21 protein-coding genes are annotated in these 23,493 nt (G+C 50.3%); 1 reads left to right on the top strand and 20 read right to left on the bottom strand.

Annotated elements, in window-relative coordinates:
- From ispG to pyrH, 7 genes are all read right to left on the bottom strand, one after another.
- Entirely contained in the window at positions 1 to 1,077 is a 1,077-nt protein-coding gene (gene ispG / locus DW931_RS01185; RefSeq protein WP_117795284.1) for a flavodoxin-dependent (E)-4-hydroxy-3-methylbut-2-enyl-diphosphate synthase, read from the bottom strand.
- Between the two features lie 228 nt (positions 1,078 to 1,305).
- On the bottom strand, positions 1,306 to 2,433 hold the full coding sequence (gene rseP, locus DW931_RS01180; protein ID WP_118467609.1) for an RIP metalloprotease RseP: 1,128 nt from the start codon (positions 2,431 to 2,433) through the stop codon (positions 1,306 to 1,308).
- 1 nt (position 2,434) lies between these two features.
- Positions 2,435 to 3,577 carry a 1-deoxy-D-xylulose-5-phosphate reductoisomerase gene (locus DW931_RS01175; protein WP_118467607.1) on the bottom strand — a complete coding sequence of 381 codons (1,143 nt, stop codon included), beginning with the start codon at positions 3,575 to 3,577 and terminating at the stop codon, positions 2,435 to 2,437.
- A 42-nt stretch (positions 3,578 to 3,619) separates the two neighbouring features.
- Complete coding sequence (locus DW931_RS01170) at positions 3,620 to 4,420, bottom strand: phosphatidate cytidylyltransferase (RefSeq protein ID WP_118467605.1); 801 nt, start codon at positions 4,418 to 4,420, stop codon at positions 3,620 to 3,622.
- Between the two features lie 12 nt (positions 4,421 to 4,432).
- Positions 4,433 to 5,158, bottom strand: coding sequence for an isoprenyl transferase (locus DW931_RS01165; protein ID WP_117795278.1), 726 nt, complete (start codon positions 5,156 to 5,158; stop codon positions 4,433 to 4,435).
- A 125-nt stretch (positions 5,159 to 5,283) separates the two neighbouring features.
- Entirely contained in the window at positions 5,284 to 5,838 is a 555-nt protein-coding gene (frr, locus tag DW931_RS01160) for a ribosome recycling factor (protein ID WP_022360460.1), read from the bottom strand.
- A gap of 13 nt (positions 5,839 to 5,851) precedes the next feature.
- On the bottom strand, positions 5,852 to 6,553 hold the full coding sequence (pyrH, locus tag DW931_RS01155; RefSeq protein ID WP_106999774.1) for a UMP kinase: 702 nt from the start codon (positions 6,551 to 6,553) through the stop codon (positions 5,852 to 5,854).
- Between the two features lie 527 nt (positions 6,554 to 7,080).
- Here pyrH and DW931_RS01150 point away from each other — a divergent pair.
- Positions 7,081 to 7,374, top strand: a complete 294-nt coding sequence (locus DW931_RS01150; protein ID WP_022360458.1) for a helix-turn-helix transcriptional regulator — start codon at positions 7,081 to 7,083, stop codon at positions 7,372 to 7,374.
- Between the two features lie 128 nt (positions 7,375 to 7,502).
- Here the strand turns inward: DW931_RS01150 and DW931_RS01145 are convergent, their stop codons facing one another.
- The 13 genes from DW931_RS01145 to DW931_RS01090 all read right to left on the bottom strand — a co-directional run bounded on the left by DW931_RS01145 (position 7,503) and on the right by DW931_RS01090 (position 23,363).
- Complete coding sequence (locus DW931_RS01145) at positions 7,503 to 8,756, bottom strand: chloride channel protein (protein WP_118481760.1); 1,254 nt, start codon at positions 8,754 to 8,756, stop codon at positions 7,503 to 7,505.
- A 48-nt stretch (positions 8,757 to 8,804) separates the two neighbouring features.
- Positions 8,805 to 10,082 carry a threonine ammonia-lyase gene (ilvA, locus tag DW931_RS01140; protein ID WP_022360456.1) on the bottom strand — a complete coding sequence of 426 codons (1,278 nt, stop codon included), beginning with the start codon at positions 10,080 to 10,082 and terminating at the stop codon, positions 8,805 to 8,807.
- A 166-nt stretch (positions 10,083 to 10,248) separates the two neighbouring features.
- On the bottom strand, positions 10,249 to 11,199 hold the full coding sequence (ftsY, locus tag DW931_RS01135; RefSeq protein WP_118626840.1) for a signal recognition particle-docking protein FtsY: 951 nt from the start codon (positions 11,197 to 11,199) through the stop codon (positions 10,249 to 10,251).
- Positions 11,200 to 11,239: 40 nt separating this feature from the next.
- Positions 11,240 to 14,821, bottom strand: coding sequence for a chromosome segregation protein SMC (gene smc / locus DW931_RS01130; protein WP_118626839.1), 3,582 nt, complete (start codon positions 14,819 to 14,821; stop codon positions 11,240 to 11,242).
- 2 nt (positions 14,822 to 14,823) lie between these two features.
- Positions 14,824 to 15,516 carry a ribonuclease III gene (gene rnc, locus DW931_RS01125; protein WP_107000387.1) on the bottom strand — a complete coding sequence of 231 codons (693 nt, stop codon included), beginning with the start codon at positions 15,514 to 15,516 and terminating at the stop codon, positions 14,824 to 14,826.
- A 185-nt stretch (positions 15,517 to 15,701) separates the two neighbouring features.
- Complete coding sequence (acpP, locus tag DW931_RS01120) at positions 15,702 to 15,932, bottom strand: acyl carrier protein (RefSeq protein ID WP_106999769.1); 231 nt, start codon at positions 15,930 to 15,932, stop codon at positions 15,702 to 15,704.
- Positions 15,933 to 16,033: 101 nt separating this feature from the next.
- The gene (gene plsX, locus DW931_RS01115) at positions 16,034 to 17,023 is read right to left on the bottom strand and encodes a phosphate acyltransferase PlsX (protein ID WP_106999768.1); all 990 of its coding nucleotides are present in this window, start codon (positions 17,021 to 17,023) and stop codon (positions 16,034 to 16,036) included.
- Positions 17,024 to 17,199: 176 nt separating this feature from the next.
- Entirely contained in the window at positions 17,200 to 18,066 is an 867-nt protein-coding gene (locus DW931_RS01110) for a patatin family protein (RefSeq protein ID WP_118481759.1), read from the bottom strand.
- A 326-nt stretch (positions 18,067 to 18,392) separates the two neighbouring features.
- Positions 18,393 to 19,007 carry a cytidylate kinase-like family protein gene (locus tag DW931_RS01105; protein WP_117795265.1) on the bottom strand — a complete coding sequence of 205 codons (615 nt, stop codon included), beginning with the start codon at positions 19,005 to 19,007 and terminating at the stop codon, positions 18,393 to 18,395.
- A gap of 12 nt (positions 19,008 to 19,019) precedes the next feature.
- Positions 19,020 to 20,372: an SLC13 family permease gene (locus DW931_RS01100; RefSeq protein WP_118481758.1), complete on the bottom strand. Its 1,353-nt coding sequence runs from the start codon at positions 20,370 to 20,372 to the stop codon at positions 19,020 to 19,022.
- 73 nt (positions 20,373 to 20,445) lie between these two features.
- On the bottom strand, positions 20,446 to 20,601 hold the full coding sequence (locus tag DW931_RS16035; RefSeq protein ID WP_207664428.1) for a hypothetical protein: 156 nt from the start codon (positions 20,599 to 20,601) through the stop codon (positions 20,446 to 20,448).
- Between the two features lie 179 nt (positions 20,602 to 20,780).
- Positions 20,781 to 21,782: a hypothetical protein gene (locus DW931_RS01095; protein ID WP_118481757.1), complete on the bottom strand. Its 1,002-nt coding sequence runs from the start codon at positions 21,780 to 21,782 to the stop codon at positions 20,781 to 20,783.
- Positions 21,783 to 22,022: 240 nt separating this feature from the next.
- A complete protein-coding gene (locus DW931_RS01090; protein ID WP_182429107.1) occupies positions 22,023 to 23,363 on the bottom strand; it encodes a lanthionine synthetase LanC family protein in 1,341 nt (446 codons plus the stop codon).
- Positions 23,364 to 23,493 lie beyond the last annotated feature (130 nt).

Below are 23,493 nucleotides of genomic sequence, written 5' to 3'. Positions count from 1 at the left end.
TCATTCCTTTGCTTTTTTCTCTTCCACCATCCGGTCAAGCTCCGCTTTGAGCGCCGGTAAAAGTTCACTCTCCGGCAGTTTTTTCACAATCTCGCCCTTGCGGATCAGAAGTCCTTCGCCGATACCGCCGGCTACACCGAGATCGGCTTCCTTCGCCTCGCCCGGTCCGTTGACCACGCAGCCCATGACGGCAACCTTGATATCCAGCGGATATCCCTGTACCAGCGTCTCCACCTGGTTTGCCAGACCGATGAGGTCGATCTGCGTGCGTCCGCAGGTCGGACATGAAACAACTTCCACGCCTCCCCGGCGAAGGCCCAGCGTCTTCAAAATCAGCTTTGCCGACTTGATCTCCTCCAGCGGGCTGCCTGTCAGGGACACGCGGATCGTATCACCGATTCCCTGACTCAAAATCAGTCCCAGACCGACCGCTGACTTGATATTGCCCGCAATCACAGTTCCCGCCTCTGTGATACCGACATGCAGCGGATAATGAGTCTTTTTTGCAATTAGTTCATGTGCTTTTACACACATCATAACATCCGAAGATTTGATGCTGATAACCAGATTGTCATAACCCATCTGCTCAATCAGGGCAACCTTATCCAGTGCACTCTCAACGAGTCCTTCCGCTGTCACGCCGCCATATTTCTCTACCAATGGCTTTTCCAAAGAACCGCTGTTGACGCCGACACGAATCGGCACGCCATACTCTTTTGCCTTGTCAACCACCGCCTGGATCCGCTCTCTGGAACCGATATTTCCCGGATTGATACGGATTTTGTCCGCGCCGCACTCGATCGCCGCGATCGCGAGACGATAGTCAAAATGAATATCCGCCACCAATGGAATATGTATCTGGCGTTTAATCTCCGTCAGGGCAGCAGCCGCCTCCATTGTCGGCACTGCCACACGAATAATATCGCAGCCCGCGTGCTCCAGCGCCAGAATCTGCTCGACGGTCGCCTTCACATCCTCTGTTTTCGTATTACACATCGACTGGATCAGAATCGGATTGCCGCCGCCGATCTGTCGTTTTCCAATCTGCACCACTTTCGTCTCGTCCCGGTATCCCATATCGTTCCTCCCAAACCATTCTTCTCCGACACAAAATTTCCGGCCTTTTTCGAGCGAATCTTTCATGCCTTTGAATCAAATGAATTAGTAACTGTTCAGTACCTTCACAGTCACGCGCAAAAATCCATCAAAAATTGCCTACGGCAATGGGATTTTTGCCTGCTGGTCCATGTTTTCGTACGGTCAGCGCAGTAAATGCGCAGACCTACTGAACAGTTACATGAATTATTACAATAAATTTCTAATATCATTAAACAATACAAATAACATCAGCGTCATCAACGCCGCCATGCCCGCCATATGGACCATGCCCTCTTTTTCCGGATCAACCGGCTTGCCGCGCAGCATCTCCAGAATGATAAATACAAGCCGTCCGCCGTCCAGCGCCGGAACCGGAAGCAGGTTCATGACACCCAGATTGGCGCTGAGCAGAATACACATATTGGCCAGATTGACAAGCACAATCATAAGTCCGTAGCTCTGGCTCTCCTTGACCGTCGTGCCGATCATCGACACAATCCTCACCGGACCCGCGATATCGTTCGAGCTGACCTGCCGCTTCAGAATCATGCCAAGGCTGCTGAACGTCACACGGATCCAATAGCGCACTTCATAAAAGCTATACTGCGCCGTCTGAATCACGGACGCCGGTTTCTGGTAAACACCACCGCTGATTCCAATAAGATAGCGTCCCGCTTCCTCAGAATAGTGCGGAACCATCTGCGTCGTGTAGGATTTCCCATCCCGCACATACTCCACCGTGACACTCTTTCCCGGATGAAACTGCAGATACGTCTGCACATCGCGGTACAGATAGGTGCGCGTACCATTTAAGCGCTCGATCGTATCGCCCGCCTGCAGCCCCGCCTCCTGTGCCGGATAGCCGTCCTCAACACTGACAACCGATGCCGGGTCAAAGCCCACACAGCTGATTACGAAAAAGGCGCAAAACCACGCCAGAATGAAGTTGAATACGGGCCCTGCCACCACGACTTTAAAACGTGTCCAGGCAGAAACCGCATTAAAATAAGTCCCCGTTGCGCCCGGAGGCAGCAGGAGCCGATCCGTTTTTCCATCTGTCAGACTCTGGTTCTGATCGCAGGAACTCCCTTTTTCCGTCTCATCCGGCGCATCATACCCTTCATCTTCCCCCAGCATCATACAAGAACCGCCAAACGGAAGCAGCTTCAGCGAGTACCGCGTCCCGCCTTTCACAAAACTGAAAAGTCTAGGACCCATGCCGAGCGAAAACTCAACGACGCAGATTCCGCTCCGTTTTGCCAATAAAAAATGTCCAAATTCGTGAAACAGCACGATCAGGCTGAATACAATCAGCGCCGCCAGCAAACTTACCAATCTACCACCTGCTCTCTATAAAATCATAGGTTTCCTGTTCTGCTGCCAGAATCTCTTCGACCGTCGGATTCTCTTTCACGGTGTGGTGTTCCATCGCCGCCTCAATCATATCAGTGATGGTCAGATATCCGATCTCGCGATCGAGGAATTTCTGGACTGCCCGCTCATTTGCCGCGTTGAACACGGTCGGAAGCGTGCCGCCGCGCCGTCCGGCTTTGTATGCCAGGGAAAGTCCGTGGAAATTCTCAAAATCCGGCGCTTCAAAGGTAATCTGTGCCAGCTTTGCAAAATCCAGCCGGTCGCCCGCCAGGAAGCGGCGTTCCGGATAATACAGCGCATACTGGATCGGAAGCTTCATATCCGGCGTGCCGAGCTGCGCTATCACCGCGCCGTCCTCGTACTCTACCATTGAATGAATCACACTCTGCGGCTGCACAACCACCTGCACCTGATCCATCTCCACGCCAAAGAGCCATCTCGCCTCCATAACTTCCAGACCTTTGTTTACCATCGTGGAACTGTCGATCGTGATCTTGCGCCCCATCGTCCAGTTCGGATGTTTCAGCGCATCTTCGACCTGCACACTCTTCATCTGCTCTCTCGTCCATCCGCGGAACGGTCCGCCGGACGCTGTCAGGAGAATCTTGTGGATCTTATTTCCCGTCTCACCGTTTAAACTCTGGAAAATCGCGCTGTGTTCGCTGTCCACCGGCAGAATGCGGACATGCTTCTCCTTTGCCAGCGACATAATGATATGCCCGGCCGTTACCAGGGTCTCTTTGTTTGCAAGTGCAATATCTTTTCCAGCATTCATCGCTGCGATCGTCGGGCGGATACCGATCATTCCGACTACCGCTGTCACCACAATCTCCGCACCCAGCTCCGTTGCCACTGCGAGAAGTCCATCCATGCCGCTCTCGACACGGATATCCAGATCGCGCACACGGTCTTTCAGTTCTTTTGCTTTTTCCTCGTTCCAGACCGCCGCGATCTTCGGAGAGAACTCCCGGATCTGTTTCTCCAGAAGATCAATATTGCTTCCAGCCGCCAAAGCCGTTACTTCTATATCTTTATTCGCCCGGACCACTTCCAATGTCTGTGTTCCGATCGATCCGGTTGATCCAAGTATCGCAATTTTTTTCATTTCTTATTCTCCTGTTTCTGTATTTTCATACATGCTTCCGTTTTATCGTAAAAACGTCAGTGCAAAATAAATCGCCGGTGCCGTAAAAATCATGCTGTCGAACCGATCCAGCACGCCGCCGTGTCCCGGAATCAGGTTTCCGTAATCCTTGACATTGTGGTTCCGCTTGATCGCCGACGCCGCCAGATCCCCGATCTGGGAAATGACCGCCGCAATCGCACACGCCACCGCGCATGCCACCATCGGATTGCTGACCTCGTCCATCTTCGCACCGAAGAAATATGCATAAATGCAGCCTAACAGAGCCGATCCGACCACACCGCCGACGGCGCCCTCGATCGATTTTTTCGGGCTTAAAACCGGTGCCAGACGGTGTTTTCCAAGGAGCATTCCCGCGCAGTATGCGCAGGTGTCACAGCCCCAGGAGCTTAAAAAGATCAGCCAGACAAGGTATTTTCCGTCCACCATTGCCCGCACCTGATACAGGTAGGAAAGCATAATTCCCAGATAAAAAATGCCGAAAAATGCCACTGTAATCTGCTCGGTCCCATATTTCGGAAACGTGAACACGTAAATGCTCATCAGCACCATCAGGGCTGCAATCGCAAGCAGCGTCACATAATGCTGCCCTTCAAACCACACCAGCCCATAATATCCCAGACACGCCAGATACCCGGCGATGCCCGGCGCTTTTTTCTCAATCCCCATAACCCGGTAAAGCTCAAACATACCGATCAGGGAGATCGCGGCGGTCACACAGTACAGAAGGACACCGCCCTTTGTAACCAGTAAAATCGCGAGTGCTACAAGCACAATCCCGCTTATCAGCCTCGTTCTGAACATGGCAACTCCTCCTTATGCCTTGACTCCGCCAAAGCGTCTGTCTCTTTGATTGAACTGCTCAATTGCCTTTATAAGCTCGTCGCGGTTGAAATCCGGCCACAGGCAGTCCGTGATATAAATCTCACTGTAGGCAAGCTGCCACAGCAGATAATTGGACAGGCGGATCTCGCCGCTGGTGCGGATCAGAAGATCCGGATCCGGGATGCCCGCCGTATCTAAATAAGACGCAACGGTCTGCTCTGTCACGTTCTCTGGCACCAGCTTTCCGTCCTGACAGTCCATCATCATATGGCGCACCGCGCGCGTGATCTCATCTCTGCCGCCGTAGTTGACTGCGATCACAAAGGTCATGCCCGTGTTTGCCGCCGTCTCGTCTTCCAGGCGGTTGATGCCCTCGATGATATCGCTGTCAAAGCGCGTGCGGTCGCCGATCATTTTGACTCTTACATTATTTTTTTTGGCAATCTTTAAAAGCCGTTTCAGATAAAAACGGAAGAGCTGCATCAGCGCCCCTACTTCTTCAGCAGAACGCTTCCAGTTTTCCGTTGAAAAACCATATACCGTCAGATAACGGATTCCCAGTCTCGCTGCATCCTCAACCGTCTGTTCAACCGTCACACACCCCTGTTTATGACCTACGGTTCTCGGAAGACCTCTCTTCTTCGCCCATCTGCCGTTGCCGTCCAGAATGAGAGCGACATGCTGCGGAATTACCAGGTTTTCGATGTCCCTTTCCATCCAGTTTTCCTCCATAATATTCCCTTAATAGCCAGAAAACAGGACCAGCCGGCCATCCGCATCTGCAATGCCGGCCAGCCCTGCTTGAGGCAGCCTGATTTTTACATTTAAACTCTATTGTATTTTTATACAGTCATGATCTCAGCTGTTTTTTCTTCTACTGCTTTATCAACCTTTGCGATCATCTTGTCAGTCAGCTTCTGGATCTGATCCTCGCCATCTGCCAGCTCGTCCTCGGTGATCTCGCCGCCTTTTTCCAGCTTCTTTAACAGGTCGTTTGCATCACGGCGGATATTGCGGACTGCAACCTTCGCGCCCTCGCCCTTTTTCTTAACATCCTTTGCCAGATCTTTACGGCGTTCCTCAGTAAGCTCCGGGAAAATCAGGCGTACTGCACTTCCATCGTTGTTCGGGTTGATACCCAGATCGGAAGTCAGGATCGCTTTCTCGATGTCCTTAATGAGCTTCTTCTCCCACGGCTGGATCAGAATCATACGCGGCTCCGGTACAGAGATATTTGCCACCTGCTGTAACGGGGTCGGTGCGCCGTAGTAATCTACTTTAATTTTGTCCAGTACATGCGGGTTCGCACGTCCAGCACGAATGGATGTATACTCATTCAGCAGTGCGTCATAGGACTTATTCATCTTCTCTTCGTAAACTTTTAATCTCTCCTGCATAAAATCCTCCTAGTTATGCGGTAACCACTGTACCGTTAATTTTTCCGCGCATTGCATTTACAATTCCGTCTTTTTCATTCAGGCTGAATACTGCCATCGGAACGTGATTTTCCATACACATGATGGAAGCTGTGAGGTCTACGACCGCCAGCTGCTTATCGATCACCTCCTGAATCGTGATCGTATCATACTTCTTTGCATCCGGGTTGATCTTCGGATCGCTGTCATAGACGCCGTCGATCGCCTTGGCCAGAAGAATGCAGTCTGCATCCATCTCAATCGCACGCAGCGCTACGCCGGTATCAGTTGAGAAATACGGATGGCCTGTACCACCTGCAAAAAATACGACCATACCCTTTGAGAAATATTTATTGGCTCTGTCCTTTGAAAACAGCTTCGTCATGGAACCGCACTCAAATGGTGTCAGAATCTGTGTCATCATACCCTCGCTCCGGAAGATCTCCGACACGTAAATACAGTTCATGACCGTTGCCAGCATTCCGATCTGATCCGCCTTGGTCCGATCGATTGCATTGCTCTGGCGGCCCCTCCAGAAGTTTCCGCCGCCGATCACGATACCTACTTCGATTCCGTCATCGACCGCCGTCTTAACCTGTCTGGCTACTTCCTTGACCGTTGCTTCATCAAACCCGGTTTTCTTGTCGCCTGCCAGCGCTTCTCCGCTCAGCTTCAGTAATACCCGCTTTAATTCCATAATTCGGTTCTCCCTGTCTATATGTACGTTCTGATGTACATTTTATCTGTGATGACCGTAAAAAGCTGCGTCACCTTATCAAAGATATTCTACCACAAAAAATCCGAATGTGCGATAGAATTTTCGTAAATCCTGTGCATCCTTTCATCATTTTCCCCAAACGCCTTTCTGTATACGGATTCTTCGCCCTGTTTTTCATTTTTTCTCAAATTTTAGCGCCCGTTTTACTTTTTTTCTATTTCACCTTTTCCCGCCGCTCTCACTCTGCCCCCAGTTTCTCATTATTTATCTGCACTTATCCTCTGCAATCTTTTTCTGTGCATTATTTAACAGCCTTCCTAGGTGCAATCCATGTATGTGCATTATTTTATTGGATATGCATTTTATAACATTGCAAATTTGAATCATTATATTGTTTGATAAAAATCAATTTCCAGCTACAATAGTTATATCAGTTGTAATTATTTATTATCTCTGAAATAACAATAACGCATGATTCTTTCGGATCGGGGAGGCACTTGAAAAATATGACAGCAATCGATCAAAAACAAATTAACAAGCAGCAGACAAACCGTTATGAAAAATATTACCGTCAGATAGGTCTCAACATCGCTTATTACCGCAAACTCCGCGGCATGAGCCAGATGGCTTTAGCAGAGGCGACCGATTTAAGCCGGACTCATATATCTAACATCGAGGCACCGAACATGAAAACGAGTCTTTCCTTAGAGAGTCTCTTTGATATTGCAGGTGTTCTGCAGGTTGCACCGCGCGCCCTGCTCGATTTCCGTGATGAGAAACCGCAGGATTTTCATGAATAAATCATGATAGAGCACGTAGATTCATGAATTTCTTTAAAGCATGACATTTTAGGGTTCCAAAGATAAATTGGAACCCTTTTTGTGGTATTCAAAAGTAAAAAATCAAAATTATGGTGAGCATTTTCCACCTATTTATTCGTCTTCCGGTTAATAAACTCCGTCCTCGTCTTCGAGTAGATAAATTTCTGACTCGCATACAGGCTGTAATAACCAGAGAAACTAAAGCTGACTGCAATCACCAGCACGAAAAACGGCATCGCCTCATAGCCAAAAAGCTCAAAGCCCAGCAGAAGCGTTGAGATCGGGCAGTTTGTGACTCCCACAAAGAGTCCCAGCATACCGCAGGCGGTCATAAGACCGACCGGCTGTCCAAAGAGGAACGCAAAGAAACTGCCAAACGCCGCTCCGATCGTCAGGGTCGGCACGATCTCGCCTCCCTTGAAGCCTGCCTCCAGCGTAACCGTCGTAAAGAGAATTTTCATCAGGAAATCCCATGGAAGCCCCTCGCCCTCGAAACATTTTTCAATCAGGGAGACACCGCTTCCGTTATAGCGGGTCGAACCGGTCAGAAGCGTCAAAACAATCACAATCGCCGCGCCGGATAGAATCCGCCAGACCGGCGATGGAAGATATTTTTTGTAGAGATGTTCCGTTGTGTGAAGCGTGATGCAGAAAAGCTCCGACACCAGCGCGCAGCCAGCCGCCAGACCGACAGCCACGATCGCTGTTTCAATACTCCACGCAGGAACCGCACCAATCGCAAACTGCTCCGGCATCAGTCCCCAGAACCTCGCCAGCGCCGCCGCCGTAAAGGCAGAAAAGACACATGGAACCAGCGCTGCATAGTACATAACGCCGATGCTGATAACCTCCATCGAAAAGATCGCCGCCGCCATCGGTGTGCCAAACAAGGCGGCAAACACACCGCTCATGCCGCACATGACCGCAATTTTCTTATCTTTCTCATCAAATTTCAGCCATTTTCCGATCTGGGTTCCGATGCTTCCTCCCATCTGCAGCGCCGCGCCCTCCCGTCCGGCAGAACCACCGCCCAGGTGCGTCAGAAGTGTTCCTGCAAAGACTGCCGGGGCAGTCGCAAAACTGATCTCTGTGTTCGAATAGATCGATTCGATCACCATATTTGTGCCCCGGTTATTACTCTCTCCCAGCACATGGTAAACACCCAGAACCAGAAGACCGGTGAGCGGCAGCAGAAAGACCATCCACGGGTGGCTCTGAAAGAATGCCGACACCCATAGGACGCATTTTCCAAATGCCGTGCCGATGCAGCCGCTCACAATTCCAATCACAATCGCGCCTTCCGCCCATTTTATAAAATAGGAAATATTTTTTAACACCGGCTCATATTTCTCCCGCTTCATTTCAATTCTCCCCTGTCTGCTCTATCTACACTGCTTTTCATTTCCGCCTTAGACATCATAGATATTTTTGGATTTTACCAGCTTCGGACGGTAGCCTGCTTCCTTGAGCGCTTCCACTATCTTATTCTTGTGATCCGTACCAAACGCCTCAACGGTGATCCGCAGCTCCACTGCTGCGTTGCGGTTGATGCTGACAAACTGATTATGCTCCAATTTGATGACATTGCCCTGCTCTTCTGCCATCAGGGTTGCGACTTTTGCAAGTTCGCCTGGCTTATCCGGCAGCAATACCGATACGGTAAATACACGGTCTCTCTGGATCAGACCATGCTGTACGATGGATGCCATTGTGATCACATCCATGTTGCCGCCGCTCAGGATGGATACGACTTTTTTCTTCTTCACATTCAGATGTTTCAGAGCCGCCACAGTCAGAAGACCGGAGTTCTCAACGATCATCTTGTGGTTTTCTACCATATCAAGGAATGCCACGATCAGCTCGGAATCCTCGATGGTGATGATATCATCCACATTGATCTGGATGTACGGGAACAGCAGATCGCCCGGGCGTTTAACGGCAGTACCATCCGCGATTGTGTTGACGCTCGGGAGAGTCACTACTTTTCCTTCTTTCAGGGATTCCTGCATACAGTTTGCACCTGCCGGTTCTACACCGATCACTTTGATCTTCGGATTCAGCAGTTTTGCCAGCGTTGCAACACCGGTACAGAGTCCGCCGCCGCCAATCGGAACCAGAATATAATCAACGGTCGGAAGCTCTTTGATGATCTCCATCGCGATGGTTCCCTGACCGGTGGCTACGTCCAGATCGTTGAACGGATGGATAAAGGTATATCCGTGCTCCGCTGCCAGCTCATTTGCATATGCCAGCGCCTCATCGAATACATCGCCGTGAAGAACCACCTCTGCGCCATAGCTTCTGGTACGGTTTACCTTCATGAGCGGCGTGGTCGTCGGCATAACAACCGTTGCCTTGCAGCCAGCCAGTTTTGCCGCGTATGCAACGCCCTGTGCATGGTTTCCAGCCGATGCGGTGATCAGACCGCGCTGTTTCTCCTCATCGCTCAGGGTGCTGATCTTATAAAATGCACCTCTTACCTTGTAAGCACCTGTATACTGCATATTTTCCGGTTTTAAATATACTTTATTGCCGGTCAAATTCGAAAAATATTCACTGTAAACCAGTTTTGTCTCGGAAATAACCTTGCTGACAACCTCAGTTGCTTCTTCGAATTTCTCCAGCGTCAGTCCCTGCGGCTCAGCCTGTACTGCCTCTGCTGTCTCTTCCTTTATTGTCTCACTCATTGTCTTTCCTCCATTTATCCGTATTTCTCAGAATGCGCCCTGCTTTTGCCGGTTCTCTGACCAGACAATCTGCCGGGTGTGTCCTGTTTATCTGAATCTACGGCTTAAGCAGATTTGTTCTCCGCCAAACCAGTTTCAGCCGTGGCATGCTCAACTATTTTTAGCTTTATTCATTCTCTGTCAATGCTTCATTTCTCTTAAACAGTGCATTGACGAAATCATTCGCATCGAATTTCTGTAAATCGTCGATTTTTTCGCCGATTCCGACGTATTTAACCGGAATACCAAGCTCGGACTGGATCGCAACCGCGATACCGCCCTTTGCCGTGCCATCCAGCTTCGTCAGGATGATGCCGGTGATATCCGCCACCTCCATAAACTGTTTTGCCTGTGCAAGCGCGTTCTGACCGGTCGTTCCGTCAAGGACAACCAATGTCTCACGGTAAGCGTCCGGATATTCTTTGTCGATGATCCGGTTGATCTTCTTTAACTCTTCCATCAGGTTTTTCTTGTTGTGCAGACGACCTGCCGTGTCGCAGATCAGCACATCGGCATTTCTTGATTTTGCCGCCGCGATCGCATCGTAGATAACAGCTGCCGGATCAGAACCTTCCTGCTGGGCGATCAGCTCAACGCCCGCGCGTCCTGCCCACTCCGTCAGCTGCTCAATCGCTGCCGCACGGAATGTATCCGCCGCCGCCAGAATGACCTTCTTGCCCTGATCCTTTAACTGACCCGCCAGCTTGCCGACCGAGGTCGTCTTCCCGACGCCGTTGACGCCGATCACCAGCACAACCGACTTGCGGTTTTCAAATTCGTAGGCATTTTCGCCCAGATCCATCTGTTCCTTGATGCTGGCAATCAGAAGATCCTTGCACTCTGCCGGATCCTTGATGTGGTTTTCTTTTACCTTTTTCCGGAGATCCTCGACGATCGCCATCGTCGTCTGGATACCTAGATCGCCCATGATAAGCGTCTCTTCGATCTCCTCATAGAAATCATCATCGATCGCGGAAAAACCGCTGAATACGGAATCAATTCCGCTTACGATGGAATCTCTCGTTTTCGTCAGCCCTTCTACCAGACGGCCAAAAAAACCCTTTTTCTTCTCTCCCATGGCTGCGCCTCCTTTTCTATTTCTGAGCTCTTTTTTGCAATTATAATTCTGCTTTTTCCTCTTCCCGCTCCATCTGCGCCTCGATCAGGCTGACCGATACCAGCGTGGACACACCTTTTTCCTGCATCGTGATACCGTACAGGCGGTCTGCCGACACCATCGTGCCTCTTCGGTGGGTGATGACGATAAACTGCGTGTAGCGCGTCAGCTTATGCAGGTACCCGGCAAACCGATCTACGTTGGAATCGTCGAGTGCCGCCTCAATCTCATCAAGCAGGCAGAATGGCGATGGTTTTAAGTTCTGAATTGCAAAAAGCAGTGCGATCGCCGTCAATGCTTTCTCTCCACCGGAGAGCTGCATCATATTCTGCAGTTTTTTGCCCGGCGGCTGTGAAATAATCTGGATGCCTGCCTCCAGAATATCTTCTTCCTGCGACAGCTCCAGCGTACCCGTTCCGCCTCCAAATAATTCCTTAAATACTTTATCAAACTCGCGGCGGATCTCACCAAATTTTTCCCGGAACTGACGCCGCATTCCTTCATCGAGCTCCTCGATAATTTTTTCCAGCGCTGCCTGTGCCGCTACCAGATCTTCATGCTGGTTTTTCATAAATTCGTAGCGGCCGGATATCTCCTTGTAGTCCTCGATCGCGTTGACATTGACATTCCCAAGGGCGCGGATCTCCATCTTTTTCTCATTGATCGACCGCTTCATTTCTGGAATCGAGGTCAGCTCTTCCTTCCGCAGCTCTTCTGCGCGCGAATACGTAAGCTCATACTCACTCCACATATAATCGACCTGCGACTCCAGGCGCTCATTCAGGCGTTCTCTCTGATTCTGAAGACGGAAGTTCTCGCGGTCTAAAAGCTGGAGACGTTCGTTCAGCTCTTCCTTTTTATCAAAGAAAGTTTTCTGCCGCCCCGCCTTTTTTTCCTTCTCACGCTGCTTGTTCTGGATTACCAGTTCCATCTGCGTCCGCTTGTCCCCGGACGCCTGTATCTCGGCTTCCAGCGCTGCAATCTCGCGCTCTCTGGCAGCGATCGTCTCGCTGCTGTCCGCGTGACCGCCGGAAAGTTTCTCTTTCTCTGCCCGGAGACGTTCCTGCTCCTGCAATACACGGCGCAGATTTTCCTCGATAAACGCGCCCTTCTGCTCCGCCTGGGAATGCCCAAGCTGTATCTCCGAAAGGGCTGCCGCCGCTTCCCCACGCTGCTTTTTCGCCGTCTCAAGACCTGTCTGCTGCTCTTCCACGTACTGGTTCTTCTCATTGCTTAGCGTTTCAAGCTTCATCTCTTCGGTCTGCAGCTCCCGCAGCGCCCCGCGCAGATCGCCTACCTGCAGTTCGAGTTCCTGATTTTCTGAAGACAGATCCTGCGAGGAATCTGCAATCTCCTGCCGTCTCGCCTCTAGCTGGCAGATCGTCAGTTCCAACGTATTCTGCTGGATCTGCATCTGCTGGCGCCTCTCCTGGACGGATGCCAGTGTTCTCTTCGCTTCCGTCAGCCTGCGCCCCGTCTCTGCCAGCTCCTTCTGTACCGCTTCCACCTGTTCCAATGCCTTTTTGCAGGCAGCTTCCAGTTCTTCGATCTCACGGCGTCGTCCCAGCAGATTGCTGCTGTTCTTGAATGCACCACCGGTCATCGAACCGCCAGGGCTTAAAAGCTCGCCGTCCAGCGTCACGATCCGGAGAGAATAGCGGTATTTCTTTGCCAGCGCAATCGCATGATCGATCTGATCCACCACGACCACGCGTCCCAGCAGATAGGACACCAGCCCGCTGTATTTCTCATCCGCAGAGACCAGTTCGCTTGCCAGTCCAAGAACACCCATTTCTTTCAGCGCCCCCGGCTGTCCAAAACTCTGGCGGCGTTCCATGCTGGTCAGCGGCAGAAACGTCGCACGGCCATACCGGTTCTTTTTCAGATGTTCAATCAGGCGTTTCGCCGTCTCCTCGGAATCCGTCACAATGTTCTGGATGCTGCCGCCAAGCGCCGTCTCGATCGCCGTCTCATATTTCTTCGTCGTGCTGAGCAAATCCGCCACAACGCCATGAATGCCCGGAACACGGTCCCTGACTTCCATCACGCGGCGGATACTGCCGCCGTAGCCCTCGTAGCGCTCCGCCAGATTCCGCATCGATTCCAGCCTCGTCCGGTTCGTGTGGTAATCCTGCTGAAGGCTCGAAAGTTTCTGGTTCAGGCGGCGTTCCTGTTCTTCCTCCGTGCGCGTCTGCTCCTGCAGCTCTTTTTCCTGCGCCGAAAACGCTTCCAGACATTCCCGCACCTTCCCTAATTTGGCTTCTTCTTCTTTTTTCTGCTCTTCCTGAACCGACTCATCGCTCTTGAATTTCAAAAGCTTCTGCGTCACTTCCGCCCGACGCACATCCGCCTGCTCCAGCATCGTCTCATAGCGCTGACGGCGGGCGGCAAGTTCCGCTTTCTGGTTCAAAGCGTCCATGATCTCGGCTTTTGCCGTCTCGATCAAGGTTTCCGTCCGGCTGACCGCCTCGTCCATCGAACGGACTGCTGCCTCCGCTTCCTGCTGTTTTGCTTCAATCGTCTGCACCGATGCATTTAGTGCCTGTTTTTCAGACTCATATTCCGCCTGTTCTTCCTCTTTCTGATGCATTTCGCCGTCGATCGACGCCATCCGGCTGCGGATATGTTCTTCGTTCATCTGCTCCGTCCGGATCTGCTCTCTGAGAACCCCGATCCGTCCGGTCTTCTCCTGGCGTTCCAGGTCTTCCCGGCTACACGCCTCACGATCCGCGGCAATCGCCGCATCCAGCGCATCCAGCTCGGTTCCGAGCAATTCGTACTGCGATTTCAGTGTCTCCGATTCCGCCCGCACACTCTCCTGATCGCCGGTCAGAATCATCTCTTTCTGCTCCACTTCCCGGATCTGGCGCTTCAATTCCTCCGATTCTGCCAAAAACAGGTTGGCGTCCAGGCAGCGCAGCTCTTCCCGCAGACGCAGATACTCCTTCGCCTCCTCCGACTGCCGTTCCAACGGTCCTACCTGTTTTTCCAGCTCGGACAAAATATCCGTCACGCGGATCAGGTTCTGTTTTTCATCTTCCAGCTTCTTCTGTGCGATCGCCTTGCGCCGCTTGAATTTCACGATTCCAGCCGCCTCGTCAAACAGCTCGCGCCGTTCCTCCGGCCGCCCGCTTAAAATCTGATCAATCTGCCCCTGTCCGATGATGGAATATCCCTCTTTACCGATACCCGTATCGTAAAAGAGCTCGTTGATATCTTTTAAACGGCAGCTCGTTCCATTAATCTTATATTCACTCTCACCAGAACGGTAAAGACGTCTTGAAACCGTGACTTCGTCGTACTCAATCGGAAGTTTGTGATCGGCATTATCCAGTGTGATCGCCACGTAGGCAAATCCCTGCGGTTTTCGAAGCTCCGTACCAGCAAAAATAACGTCCTGCATCGTGCCGCCGCGCAGCTGCCTGCTTCTCTGCTCACCGAGCACCCAGCGCACTGCATCGGCGACATTGCTCTTGCCGCTGCCGTTTGGCCCGACGATGCCCGTGATTCCGTTGTGGAACTCAAACAGAATTTTATTGGCAAATGACTTAAAACCCTGTATTTCAATACTCTTTAAATACATACCTACTCCTGCGGTTTTCTGATAGTGAGGATCCCACGGTACGCCGCACGCTGTTCCGCTGATTTTTTCGTCCGTCCGATGCCGCGGCCGATCTCCTGACCGTCCAGCATCGCGGACACTTCGAAGCTCTTGTTGTGATCCGGTCCTTCTTCTTTCAGAAGAACGTATGTAAGTGTCTCGTCTGTGTGTCCCTGCACAATCTCCTGCAAGATAGTCTTGCTATCATAAAAGAGCTTTTTGTGTTCCATATCGTTGAGAATAAATCGATGAATAAACTCTTTTGCATTAGCAAAACCACCGTCCAGATAAATCGCACCGATCAGTGCCTCCATCGCATCCGACACCACCGAATCGCGCCCCCGTCCGCCGGTCGCATCCTCGCCTTTTCCAAGCAGCAAAAATCCACCCAGATCGATCTCCTGTGCGCAGAATGCAAGCGTCGGCTCGCAGACCAGACTCGCACGTGTCTTTGTCATATCGCCCTCCGGCATCTCCGGAAACGTGCGGAACAGAAAATCACTCGATACCACTTCCAGCACCGCGTCGCCTAAAAATTCAAGACGCTCGTTGCATCCCAGTTTTCCAAGATGGTGCTCATTGGCATACGAACTGTGTATCATCGCGTGTTCCAGAAGCTTCTTGTCCTGAAACGAATAGCCAATCCGTTTTTCCAATTTATTTAATGTATACTCCATATATTTCTCTCTTTCCAGCCTGTCCTGCTGCTGACTGATTCCGGCAATCATTGCTATTTGTGTCTGTGAGCCAGAGTCAAACATCCGTTCTTTTTGGAAAGGAGCTGTCGCGATCCTGCCCTTCGGCAGCCCGCCCAGCCCCTTTGCCTGACAGACTTCTCTATAACTTTTTAACAAACATTGAATTAGTTCAGTGCGTTCTTGATCTGCTCTACTGCATCGCCCACAGATACAATCTTTTCTGCCTCCTCAGTCGGAATTTCGATATCAAACGCCTCCTCGATTCCCATGATAATCTGAAAAATATCCAGCGAATCAGCGCCCAGATCATCCACAAACGTCGTATTTAACGTAATTTCATCTGCTTCAACATTCAGTACCTCCGCGATAATGTTCTGTAATTTTTCAAATTCCATAATTTTCTTCCTTTCTATGAACTTATTTTAAAATATTTAGAATTCTAGATTGATTAAAAACATATCGTTTTTTCGCTACATTTTATAATTTCACGAAAGCTTCACAGACTTTCCTTGATCTTTTCATTAATCGCCTGCTCTTTAAAGGTCACACACTGAAGAATCGAATTGCACACCTCGATGCGCTTGGAATTTCCGTGCGTCTTGACAACCAGCCCCTTCAATCCCAGAAGCGGTGCGCCGCCGTACTGGCTCGCATCGAATGCTTTGAGCGTCGTCTTCAACGCCGGTTTTACAAGCAATGCGCCGATCTTTGAGCGCAGGCTCGTCATCATGCCCTGTTTTACCATGGAAATCAGGGTTGCACCAACACCTTCATAGAGTTTCAGGATGACATTTCCGACAAATGCCTCAGAAACGATGACATCCGCGCCGCCGTGCGGAATCTCGCGTGCCTCGATGCTGCCGATGAAATTGATGTCCTTACATTCTTTTAAGAGCGGGAATGTCTCTTTCACCAGCGCATTGCCCTTCTCTTCCTCCGCACCGATGTTGACGATCGCCACACGCGGATTCTTGATGCCAACCACGTGTTCCATGTAGATGGAGCCCATCTTTGCAAACTGTACCAGATGGGACGGTCTTGCATCGACATTGGCGCCGCAGTCGATCAGCAGGGATACACCCTTTTCTGTCGGAATCAATGGAGCCAGTGGCGGACGTTCAACGCCCTTGATTCTGCCGACGATCACCTGTCCGCCGACCAGAATCGCGCCGGAGCTGCCCGCGGAACAGAATGCATCCGCCTCACCCCTGCGGACCATATTCATGCCGACCACGATGGACGAATCTTTCTTCGTGCGGATCGCATTGACCGGCGGTTCCTCCGTCTCGATGACCTCAGTTGCATTGACAACCTCGATCTGTTCTTTCTTATATGTATGCTTTTTTAATTCTTCTGATACGACTTCTTCCTTGCCGATCAGGAAAATCTGAATATCTTCCCTCGACTGGGCTGCCATCACGGCACCTGCCACGATCTCACCCGGTGCGTTGTCGCCCCCCATGGCATCTACTGCTATCTTAACCATTGCGTGTTCTCCTTCTATAATTTATAGCGATACACATACCAAACCTGTCTTCCGCCACTGCGGCATATGTGGTCCGAACGAATCGCTCTTTCATCGTCACGCTGCAGCTGTCCCGCTTTTTATTGTCCACAGCCACATTACATCAATCTTTACTATACTAGAGATCAATCTATAAATCAATAAGATTTGAACCAATTTTCCATTGCATGCATCTGATTGGCAGCATCCTTCCTGCCGATATCATACGTCTCCTGCAATTTTTCAACACTATGTTCGGTTCTGCCGATTGGAAGCGCCACGCTCGGACGGATAACAAAAATTTTTCCCTCTTGTTCGAGGCGATCGATCCATTCCACCGTCTTATTATAGAAATAATAGCGGCTGCGAAGCGCCCTCACGAACGCCGGATATTTGTGATATGCCGCCTCCGGCAGCCAGAAATTGCCCGGTTTCTTGCGGTAGCCCGCCGGACGGGTCAGCACAACGACGCATTTTTTATACCCCATCTTAGCGAACGCATGCAACGGAATGCTGTCCGTGCAGCCGCCGTCCAGAAGCTTCATTCCACCAACCTCGACCATATGGGACACATACGGAAGGGATGCCGTCGCACGGAAATATTCGACATCTTTGAACATATCTTTGATCTCCAGATACTCTGCTTTCCCTGTCTCCACATTGCTGCATGCCACATAAAACCGTGTATTTCCCCGGTCAAATGCCTCGTAATCATACGGATCCAGCCGTTCCGGTATATCATGGAAGCAGAACTGCTCGTCCACCAGATTTCCCGTCCGCAGCCAGTTTTCAAAGCTCATAAAACGCTTGTCATTGCAGTATTTTTTATAATAGCGGATGCTCCGCTCCTTCTGCCCCGACACAAACGAAGCCCCATGCACTGCCCCCGCCGAGACGCCGATCACGCCGTCAAATGAAATATCATGATCCAAAAACACATCCAGGACGCCCGCTGTGTAAATACCGCGCATCCCGCCGCCCTCCAGAACGAGACCGGTCTTTTTTTCTTTTTTTAACTCTGTCATATATCATCAAACTCCTATTAAATATCTTATATACTATAAAACAAGATCGAACAGATAGCAAATACGATTTTTCTATCTAATTCCATATTTTTTAGTATAACGTTACTGTTCACGCATACGTGCCCAGTAACGGAATTTGTTGTGGCTTCGCATTTAAATACGGCAAATTCCTGCTGCCACCACGTTTTCTTACGGCACTTTCGGTTCCAAACGTGCCCACCCGGGAACAGTAACAGTATAACACCTCGGCAGAAAAAGGGAAAGGGGGACGTGCGCCGCCTATGCACACGTTCCCCTTTCTCTTTTCCTTCGATATCTCTATTATTTTATTTCTGCATCGTGTCCATCCGCGCCTGCACATACTCCTCCAGCATCTTCGTCGTTCCCTCAATTCCCAGCCGGCTGCTGTTGATCGAAAGGTCATAATTTCTGGAATCTCCCCAGCGTCCGCGGCTGTAACAGTTGTGGTAGGATTTCCGCCGCCAGTCCTTCGTCTTTACCAGACGTTTCGCCTCGTCCTCTGAAAGTCCGTGCAGCTGCTCGATTCTCTTCACCCGTGTTTCCTCATCGCCCAGCACAAAGATCGTGATCAGTCCGTCATATTCCTTTAAAACCGTCTCCGCACACCGTCCAACTACCACAAACGATTCCCCCGAATCGGCCTTGTCTTTCAGGTAACTGAACTGCATCTGCGCCAGATTGTTCTCCAGAGAGCTTGAAAATCCGCTGACATTGCGCGCCAGAAAACGGTTTAGCGGCTTCTCGTCGTATTTTTCCAGCACACGCGGATCCACACCCTTTTCCTTGGCAATACTGTCCAGCATCCTATGATCATAAATCGGAAGTTCAAAATGCTCTGCCAGCGCTTCCGCTATCTTGTGTCCGCCGCTGCCAAACTGTCTGCTGACCGAGATGATCACTCTGTTTTTCCTCTCCTCCATATAAAAGCCCCCTTAAAAGTATCTCGCATATATACAAACCATGGAAATCAGGATTACCAGCACCGTCGCCGGAGCTGCATACCGGCAATATTTCCCCCAGCCGATAAAATGTCCGTTTTTCGCTGCCACTGAGATACCAACTACGTTTGCCGAGGCTCCGATCGGAGTTCCGCAGCCGCCAATATCCGTACCCATCGAAAGCGCCCACGCCAGAACCGAGAGATCCATGCCGCCTGCCTGCGCCAGACTCCGGATAACCGGGATCATCGTCGCCGCAAATGGGATATTGTCCACAAATGCACTCGCAAGCGCCGACAGCCACAGCACAATCGCTACTACCCATTTTACATTATTTCCACTGACTGCGTCAATGATCCCTGCTAAAGAATTTAGGACGCCCGTCTGCTCCATGCCGCCGACCACGACAAAAAGACCAATGAAGAATAGCAGCGTCTTATAGTCAAGCTTCTTAATCATGCTGAGCGCCTCACCGCCGGATGCCAGCAGCGAAAAAGCACCGATAAATACGCCGATCGTCGCAACTGTCAGTCCCGTCTGTGCATGCGTCACCAGCATCACGATCGCCGCCGCAAAGATCACCACGCTGACCGCAAACCGTTTCCGATCCGCGATCGCCTCCTGTGGGGATGGATATGTAACCGCTTCGTCATGCTTTTCACTCGCCTTTAATTCTTTCCTAAAGGAAAAATAGAAAAACAGTACGATAAAAATCAGCGAAACACCCGCCATCATACCTGTATTTAAAATAAAATCTTTAAATGAATATCCGAGCGAGGTTCCGATGATGATATTCGGCGGATCGCCGCACATCGTCGCAGAGCCGCCCAGATTCGAACAGAAGATCTCTGAAATGATCATCGGAATCGGATCAAAATGCAGAAGATGCGCCAGCTCTACCGTGACCGCTGCCAAAAAAAGAATAACGGTAATACTGTCGATAAACATCGCCAGAAACGCCGACATCAGCATAAATGAAATAAAAATCGGGATCGTCTTATAATGTACCGCCTTGGCGATTGTCAGGCACAGCCACCGGAAAAATCCCGCGCGCTCCATACCCTCCACCATCAGCATCATACCGGCAATAAAAAGAATCGTCGCCCAGTTGATGCCGCTCGAGGACTCTGCCGCCGCCTCAGTCTGAAACCAGAAGTTCGGAACCATGAAGCTCTGCAGGCTCAGTGTCTCCGCCGCTGCCGCCTCACTGTGCATACAGATGCCAAACACCAGCACCAGCGTCAGAAGCCCGCATCCGAGCGATACGATATGCCTCTCAATGTGATCCCAGATGATAAGTCCAAACATTACAATAAAAATAATCACAGCCAAAATTTGTGCTGCCATCTTTGTGCCCCTCCTTTGTCAGTCCTTTTTTTGCCATCCTCCATACTGGCTTAGAACCCCTTGCAGTCTCTTCTCAGACCGCCCCTTCCCCTAGATTGTTAAAAAATAGGCAGTCATGAGATACCACCTCTATCTTACTACTTATTTCACAATATGCAAGTATTCTTTTTGTTAATTTTTTTATTCCATCAGAAATAACTGCCAGCTTGTCCTTCAGCACTCTTTTCATGTATGTATTTTCATTCTATCATCGTTCTGTTTGCAAATATTCTCTTTATTTTTCTCTGTTTTTAAATGTAAAAGAGACAGACCGCATATTCCGTGCAATCTGCCTCTTCTCACATCTATTTTACAATTCTGTCTCCATCTTCCCTGACGGATTTTCATCAAAATTGTTTCTTAAAAATTTTACAGAAGCGCCCCATCTTCCCCGACCTGCTTGCCGTCCGGCGTCGTCGTATTAACTAACATCGCGCCGTTTACATCCAGATAATACCATTTTCCATTCCAGAACACCCAGGTATTCGTCTTGCAATATGCATTTTCATCGAAGAAATACCACACACCGCCGATCTGCTGCCAGTTATTGGTCACATAGCTTCCATCGGAATTGCGGTATTTATAGCCAAGCGCATCCTGTTCCCACGCACCGGCTGCCGGACCGCTGCCTGCTTCCTTGAAGACAAGCGTCTTCTGAATTTCCTGCGCCTGCTCCGCCGTGATTGTGAAGGAATCCGATGTCTGCCATTCGCCGTGCCGTGAATCGCTGTAAACCGCGCGCACATCAAACGTGTAGGTTCCCGCCTGCGTAAGATAACGTCCAAGATTGTATTTCGTTTCTTTTCCCGGTTTTACCGTACTTAAAAATTTCTCATCCCGGTAAACGCGCAGCTCATAGTATTTCGCATCCTCACTGCCGTTCCACTCTGCAACGCCATCCATCTGATCCCACTCTGCCTCATCTACATCCAGGCTGTAATCACTGGAGGTTCCTTTTAAAGCTTTCAGGGTGATCACGACCCGGAGTTCCTCATCGCCCTTGCGCTTGATAGAAGTAACCGTCGCACTGTCACCGCTCAGGGTTACATTCTTTTTCGCATAACCGGATTTAAAATAATAATCATCGTCCGCCTCCAGAGTAACCTCCAGCTTTGGCTTATCCTTGTCCACCCATTTGCCGGACGGCTCATTGATCACATCAACATTGGAAATATCGCAGTCACCGAAATCGAGCGAAACATCCACATCTGAACTCTCATCACCGACATGGATCGAGGACGAAACATTTAAGCCGATCGAGCCAACCGGGCTGCGGTTCTCCGTATCCCTCGACGCAAATGCCTGAAATGGGATCGCCGCCAGAAGCGCGGCGGCTGTGACGGTCAAAAGTAAATATTTTCCCTTTTTCATATGTAAAACCTCCTAACGTGATTTTTATAAACATTATCCCTCTTTTTTCCTTCTTCTCTATATTAACAAAAAATAGCGGTATTGTACACCTTTTTGCATACAACACCGCCATCTACATAGTATCAGTATCTCACGTTACTGTTCACACATACGTGAACAGCAACTATCTCACAGCACATTTTATTTCAAACACATTCAAATATACCGCCCACAAACAGCACCTCTGCCTGAACAGCCATTTTACTTCTCTAACTTTCTCTCCGGGAACGGATCATCCACCGCTCTTACCGTATGGAAATCGCCGCGCTCTGCCCGCGCCATCTGAAGGAGAACCGAACCGATACCTGCCGCACCGTCGAGGAAACCAATCGGCGTGCTCAGGCGTTCCGGTGCTACGCGATCAAGCGCAAATTTCCAGCTTGCCTGTCCGCCGTCCGCACCATCTTCGAAGACCGCCGTATCCATCAGCACCTTTGCACAGCGTCTCGCATACTCCAGATCATGCTCTTCGCCAAATGCCGCCCAGAGCCCCAGGTACATATTTAAGAGACCTGCGGTTCCGCAGCAGATATTTTCCGTATTCCAGTATCCAGCCGAACGTTTCTCCGGTGCACCGGTCGCCTCAAGTCCTTTGACAAGCTCCTCGATCTCATGGCGGTATTTCGCATCGCCGCTGAATTTGTACAGCTCATAGTAGAAACGGTTGGTTCCTGCCGGTCCGTGGCAGTAGCCCAGATAAAAGAGATCCGGACGATCCGGGAGCGCATGCGGAAGCAATTTTCCAGCACGCATCTTGACTGCCACCGTGTCCATATACTCCGGCACGCCCTTGACCGCATCCAGAAATTCCTTCTTTCCGCTGACTTCGTAAAGCTTCAGCATCAGGAATCCGATTCCGCCGGTTCCCATCGGGAAATTCGGGTCGATATAATCTTTTCCAGCGCCAAAGTAGGTCGGATCGACGCCCGTGTAGCAGATCATTCCATTTCCCATATCGCGTCCTCTTGTCAGAAAATAGCGTCCTGCTTTGACCGCAAACTCCTTCCAGTCCTCGCGTCCCAATTTCTCAGCCGCATTTAAGATAACGAGAATGGTTCCCGCGGTTCCGACGATGCCCGGATATGTGGACCAGTAATAGCCCTCGCCTTCTTTGACCGGGATTGCATCCCGAACCGCCTGGTCGAGAATCTCCTCTACCAGCGCGCGGTAATGTTCGTCCTTCGTTACAAGATACATCTGAAGCAAGGCAAACGAGGCGCCGCCCCATCCGGTTGAAAATGCATACGGGGAGAAATTGCGTTTCAGTTCGCGTCTCTTTCTCCAACGGTATTCCAGATAACAGCCCGCTTCTTTCGCCTCATCCAGATATGCCGCATCCTGTGTATCTTCATACAGAGACAGAAGAAAACAAATAATGCCCGAAGCACCTGCGTACACGCATATTTCGTCATAATAGCTCGGCTTTCCCGCCGCCGCATCTGCAAGCGTCCAGTAGATACCTTCCTCATCCGTTCTCTTTCTTGTGTTGATAAAATTCATGGCTGCCTTCGCAGCATCTAAATATTTTTCTGCTGTTCCCACGTATTTGAACCTCTCTTCTATAGCAAGCATGCTATATACCTGATTTTCCCATATACAATCGGCTTCAATGCAGATGATATAGCACAGTTGTTCTTTTTCTCACACAGACTCTATTATAAATTCTTTTTTA

Source organism: Clostridium sp. AM43-3BH (genome assembly GCF_003479985.1).
Classification (GTDB): Bacteria; Bacillota; Clostridia; order Lachnospirales; family Lachnospiraceae; genus Otoolea; species Otoolea fessa.
The sequence above is the reverse complement of the archived record's forward strand: the minus strand, read 5'-3'. Positions and strand labels throughout refer to the sequence as shown.

Bases quoted from the DNA above. Each gene is read 5' to 3' on its own strand.
- DW931_RS01165 (WP_117795278.1), bottom strand. From the start codon at position 5,158: ATGGAAAGGGACATCGAAAACCTGGTAATTCCGCAGCATGTCGCTCTC.
- plsX (WP_106999768.1), bottom strand. From the start codon at position 17,023: ATGGTTAAGATAGCAGTAGATGCCATGGGGGGCGACAACGCACCGGGT.
- pyrH (WP_106999774.1), bottom strand. From the start codon at position 6,553: ATGGAATTAAAGCGGGTATTACTGAAGCTGAGCGGAGAAGCGCTGGCA.
- DW931_RS01105 (WP_117795265.1), bottom strand. From the start codon at position 19,007: ATGGAGGAGAGGAAAAACAGAGTGATCATCTCGGTCAGCAGACAGTTT.
- DW931_RS01170 (WP_118467605.1), bottom strand. From the start codon at position 4,420: ATGTTCAGAACGAGGCTGATAAGCGGGATTGTGCTTGTAGCACTCGCG.
- DW931_RS01150 (WP_022360458.1), top strand. From the start codon at position 7,081: ATGACAGCAATCGATCAAAAACAAATTAACAAGCAGCAGACAAACCGT.
- DW931_RS01095 (WP_118481757.1), bottom strand. From the start codon at position 21,782: ATGAAAAAGGGAAAATATTTACTTTTGACCGTCACAGCCGCCGCGCTT.
- rnc (WP_107000387.1), bottom strand. From the start codon at position 15,516: ATGGAGTATACATTAAATAAATTGGAAAAACGGATTGGCTATTCGTTT.
- DW931_RS01175 (WP_118467607.1), bottom strand. From the start codon at position 3,577: ATGAAAAAAATTGCGATACTTGGATCAACCGGATCGATCGGAACACAG.
- DW931_RS01145 (WP_118481760.1), bottom strand. From the start codon at position 8,756: ATGAAGCGGGAGAAATATGAGCCGGTGTTAAAAAATATTTCCTATTTT.
- ispG (WP_117795284.1), bottom strand. From the start codon at position 1,077: ATGGGATACCGGGACGAGACGAAAGTGGTGCAGATTGGAAAACGACAG.
- smc (WP_118626839.1), bottom strand. From the start codon at position 14,821: ATGTATTTAAAGAGTATTGAAATACAGGGTTTTAAGTCATTTGCCAAT.
- ftsY (WP_118626840.1), bottom strand. From the start codon at position 11,199: ATGGGAGAGAAGAAAAAGGGTTTTTTTGGCCGTCTGGTAGAAGGGCTG.
- DW931_RS01100 (WP_118481758.1), bottom strand. From the start codon at position 20,372: ATGGCAGCACAAATTTTGGCTGTGATTATTTTTATTGTAATGTTTGGA.
- acpP (WP_106999769.1), bottom strand. From the start codon at position 15,932: ATGGAATTTGAAAAATTACAGAACATTATCGCGGAGGTACTGAATGTT.
- DW931_RS01110 (WP_118481759.1), bottom strand. From the start codon at position 18,066: ATGACAGAGTTAAAAAAAGAAAAAAAGACCGGTCTCGTTCTGGAGGGC.
- DW931_RS16035 (WP_207664428.1), bottom strand. From the start codon at position 20,601: ATGAAAAGAGTGCTGAAGGACAAGCTGGCAGTTATTTCTGATGGAATA.
- ilvA (WP_022360456.1), bottom strand. From the start codon at position 10,082: ATGAGTGAGACAATAAAGGAAGAGACAGCAGAGGCAGTACAGGCTGAG.
- frr (WP_022360460.1), bottom strand. From the start codon at position 5,838: ATGCAGGAGAGATTAAAAGTTTACGAAGAGAAGATGAATAAGTCCTAT.